Origin of the sequence: Chamaesiphon sp. VAR_69_metabat_338, from assembly GCF_031423935.1 — a bacterium.
Classification (GTDB): domain Bacteria; phylum Cyanobacteriota; class Cyanobacteriia; order Cyanobacteriales; family Chamaesiphonaceae; genus Chamaesiphon.
On the sequence record NZ_JANPGM010000319.1, the window covers coordinates 1 to 4,158 of the forward strand.

At 47.5% G+C, this 4,158-nt stretch carries 5 protein-coding genes and 1 pseudogene; 3 read left to right on the forward strand and 3 right to left on the reverse strand.

Going from position 1 to position 4,158, the window contains the following annotated elements; translation table 11 throughout:
- A partial coding sequence (locus tag RMO84_RS09130; protein WP_310488164.1) for a GNAT family N-acetyltransferase occupies positions 1 to 494 on the forward strand: 494 nt, incomplete at its 5' end.
- Positions 495 to 759: 265 nt separating this feature from the next.
- On the opposite strand, the gene RMO84_RS09135 is transcribed toward RMO84_RS09130, so the two are convergent.
- Positions 760 to 1,359, reverse strand: coding sequence for a chromophore lyase CpcT/CpeT (locus RMO84_RS09135; protein WP_310488165.1), 600 nt, complete (start codon positions 1,357 to 1,359; stop codon positions 760 to 762).
- Between the two features lie 66 nt (positions 1,360 to 1,425).
- Here RMO84_RS09135 and RMO84_RS09140 point away from each other — a divergent pair, with 66 nt between their 5' ends.
- A complete protein-coding gene (locus RMO84_RS09140; RefSeq protein ID WP_310488166.1) occupies positions 1,426 to 2,361 on the forward strand; it encodes a cobalamin-binding protein in 936 nt (311 codons plus the stop codon).
- Between the two features lie 405 nt (positions 2,362 to 2,766).
- Positions 2,767 to 3,510, forward strand: coding sequence for a phycocyanobilin:ferredoxin oxidoreductase (locus RMO84_RS09145; RefSeq protein ID WP_310488167.1), 744 nt, complete (start codon positions 2,767 to 2,769; stop codon positions 3,508 to 3,510).
- Positions 3,511 to 3,619: 109 nt separating this feature from the next.
- On the opposite strand, the pseudogene RMO84_RS09150 reads toward RMO84_RS09145, so the two are convergent.
- Both RMO84_RS09150 and psbH read right to left on the reverse strand, forming a co-directional pair.
- Positions 3,620 to 4,102, reverse strand: a pseudogene (locus RMO84_RS09150) (phycoerythrobilin:ferredoxin oxidoreductase); the annotation flags it as partial.
- Positions 4,090 to 4,158, reverse strand: a 69-nt coding sequence (gene psbH, locus RMO84_RS21330; RefSeq protein WP_396135813.1) for a photosystem II reaction center phosphoprotein PsbH, incomplete at its 5' end; no start/stop codon positions are given. The pseudogene RMO84_RS09150 and the gene psbH, both read right to left, overlap by 13 nt.

Consider the following 4,158-nt stretch of genomic DNA (forward strand, 5'->3'; position numbering starts at 1 on the left):
TCCCTACCTCACAATTGCCTGAAGGTTTTAGCATTCGAGCTGTCGATGGCGAACGGGAAGCGCAAGCATGGGTGGATCTCCACAACCAGGCTTTTTGTGGTGCTTGGCTCTACCAGCCGCTAACTGTCGAAAGCTACAAACATCGCTTACAAGCTCCTGACTATTTACCCGAACTAGATTTAGTTGCCGTCGATGCCGATGGTAAGTTCGCCGCGATTTGTTATTGTGCCATCGATCGAGAACACAATACTTTTGTTGGCAGACAAGAAGGTTGGATAGCATTATTATTTACCAGTCCTGACTTTCAACGGTGCGGATTGGCTAGAGCGATGTTATGTCATGCCTTGGCTCGGCTCAAAACTCTCAACATCGAGATTGCCAAAATTGGCGTAGATTCGGAAAATGCTTATGGAGCCAGACAACTGTACGAATCGATCGGCTTTGAGCATCGCTATACCAACATCGCCTATGTCAAGCATCTAGAATTTAGCTAATTGGACATAATCGGTCGTAATTGGACATAATTGGACATAATTGGCTCATTAATTGGACAAAGCAGTCTTTCTAACTCTTCAGCAACCACAGATCGAGCAAGCCACAGGCGAAAGTCGCAGCACGATTAAGGCTCGGCTCAAACAACTGACTATCGTTCGCGTAGCGTACCGGAGGTAATCGACTATTGGTTCGCTATGGTAACGGGAGATCTACTTGGTACGGACTTAGTTAAATAACGAGATTTTTCTACATGGATAAAATTCTTTAATTAATATCGATTCGCACCTCATCTGCAAAGCTTTCTTTTTGAGTAAATTCAAACGCTCCAGCGATCGATCCCCAGACATGTTCGTCGGTGGCGATGTCGCGACCGCGATCGAGGCTAATTAGGTGCCCAGGGCTAATTTCAAAGCTGTTGTCTAAATATGTATCTTTGCCGTTGCGAGTGACCTTGCAGCCCTTTCCAGGCTCCACATAGCCCTTGAATGTACTGCCAGTCCATTCGGTAATCATCGTACAACCTGGCATTTTAACGATCTTATCGCGGGTGAGTTGGGCAAACAGTTCTGGCTTGCGAGCGGCACCATAAAATTCGGCTTCTGGATCGATCGTATAATGCTCGATTTCGATCCGCTCGTTGACGATGACAAAGTTCAGCACTCGCAATCGATAGGGATTCTGGAGCATAAAGTCGTAAGCCTGTTCGAGAAACAAACTCACACCACCAAACAACTCATAGGGGAGCGGACGCATACACACCCGAATGTGGGCAAAAAATGGCGGATTTTCATAGGCTTGGGCTTGATTGCTAAAATCCCCTGCCATCCAACGCGCGAGGGTGGGAATATCGGTAGAATGAGTCATAGTAGAGGTCTAATGTCGATCGCTGTCGATTTTATGGGCACTGCACGATCCTATTGTCCCAAATTTATGACCCAATTATCACCCCTCCGGCTAGTTTCACTCTTGCCAAGTGCCACCGAAATTATCGCTTGTTTGGGATTAGTCGATCGATTGGTCGGAATTTCCCATGAATGTGACTATCCACCAGAGATTAAAGATCGGCAAATCTGTACGTCGGCGCGCTTATCCACTACCAAATCGAGTGGGAAGATTCATCAGGAAGTCGATAAATTACTCGCTGCGGCGATGAGTATTTACGAGATCGATCTCGACGCGCTGGCAAGATTGCAACCCACTCACATTATCACTCAAGACCAGTGCGATGTTTGTGCGGTAAGTTTTCCAGAGGTAGAAAAAGCTGTTGCGAAATTAACTAATAGTCACCCGCAAATTATCTCACTCCAACCCGACACGATCGCGGATGTATGGGCAGATATTCAACGCGTTGGGGAAACTTTACATGTCGATTGGCAATCGATCGTATCGGATCTTCAGGAACGAGTTAAAGTCTGTCAAACTCAGTGTCAAAATCTTCAATCTCATCCACCCAGAGTTGCTTGTATTGAGTGGACAGAACCGCTGATGTTGGCGGGAAATTGGATTCCCGAATTAGTCGAGCTGGCTGGTGGTAAACCGATTGGTGGCGTTACAGGACAACATTCACCGCGCATTAGTTGGCATGATTTGGTAGCTGCCGATCCCGATACGATTATTTTCATGCCGTGTGGTTTCGATCTCGATCGCACCCGCATCGAAGCACAAGCTCTAACTCAACATCCGCAGTGGCAAAAGCTGCAAGCTGTCAACCTAGATCGAGTCTACATTACTGATGGTAATGCCTATTTCAATCGTCCCGGCCCCAGACTCGTTGAATCTCTAGAAATTCTCACCGAAATCCTCAATCCCCAAATCTGCAATTACGGTCATCATGGTACTGGTTGGGCTAAATTGCGATCGAAATAGAGCGATTAACGATCGACCCGTGGCGAAACGATCGAATATTAATAACCAGAAATCGAGATGAATTCTCACTCGATCGATTGGCAGGAATCGCCCAGCGGACTAGCGTTGTAATTCTATCCATCTTTCCGGCTGGTGGGAATAATTCGATCCGGTAGCTCTGCTAAAGTAATAGATAGAGCAATCGCAAAACTCGGCGTCTAGAGGCAAGCTGAAATTAGTTTTGCAAATTGGAGATCGATTCGAGCCTCTAACCATGAGTTGTCTAGCTGCGGCACTAATTGTAACGGTCGATCGAGGCGATCGGCATGCCATCATCTAGATTAGAGTAGCAAACTAATCGCCAAATCTGCCACGATCTAACAATCGCTCTCGATATTTAAAGCTTTACAAAATATATTAAAAACTATGTCTATGTCGCTGCGAACCAAACAACATCCTCTGATCGGGCAATTAGCCGATCGGATCGAACGGACGTGGCAAGAATATCTCGACCTGTCTCCCTATCAAATTCCCCACGATTTGGGCTATGTCGAAGGCAGTTTAGAGGGCGAACGCTTGGTAATTGAAAATAAATGCCATCAAACTCCCCAGTTCCGCAAGCTGCATCTCGAACTGGCGCAAGTTGGCAAAAACTTGGATATCCTTCACTGTGTGATGTTTCCTCATCCCGATCGCGATCTGCCGATTTTTGGGGCGGATATCGTTTGCGGTCGCGGCTCGGTTAGTGCGGCAATTGTCGATCTGTCGCCAGTAAATCGCGATCGCTCTTTACCAGCTAGCTATCAACTCCCCTTATTTGGACTACCAACCACTAGTTTTTCGCAAGTACGGGAGTTGCCAGAGTGGGGGGATATTTTCTCGGATTATTGTTTATTTATCCGGCCTACTGATGCCGCCGAAGAAGCCACTTTTCTAGACTACGTTATCTCGATGCTGACAATTCATTGCCAAATTGCCAGCCAAACTCAGCCGACGACTACTGCACCCGAAATCGCCAATTTCCAAGCCGGACAGCAGTATTATTGCGATCGCCAGCAACAAAATGACAAAACACGGCGCGTCTTGGAAAAATCATTTGGTGTCGAATGGGCCGATCGCTATATGACGACGATGCTGTTCGATTATGCCGCTCAAGTTGCTAGCTACTAGACCGAAGTCAAAAAGGGAGAGGGGCACTCGATCGAGTGCCCCTCTCCCTTTTTGAACATTTCAGACATAATTGAAACCCCAATCGATGCAACCCTGCAAACTAGTGTTTTTACACGGACGCTGTGGTTTCGAGCTGGCGTTCGAGATCGAACAAAAAGCCGTGGATGTATTCTTCTGTCCACTCCGAGCCGTAAAAGCGATCGAACATCCCGCGTGCGGGATCTTTCGCGGCGCGATAGCGCAGGTAGCGCAACTGCGACTGTTCGATCTCGGCTAGAGCTTGTGGCTCCGTGACAGGTTCGGCGCGATCGACAAAATCTAAATATGCCTGCAGATACTCTTTAAATGCACCAAACACCTGGGTTTCGACTGCTTCGGTTTCTTTTGGACGCGTCCACAAAAAAGCAGGTGAGAAAAAAGCACTAGCTTCGGCTGGAAAATCGCCACCCCAAGGGAGATGCTGCTGATATTTCTCAAAAATCGGCATAATTGGCTCGGCATACTTGGCTTGATAGCCGAGATCGTCCCGAAATAACGGTTGCATATCTAAGGCGATCAAGTGTCCGCCAGGGAGCGTGACTAAATCCGCGCCGAGAGCATAAATACGCCCATGACTGGGGTAGTGCCCCAGCCTGGAACGACCTTACC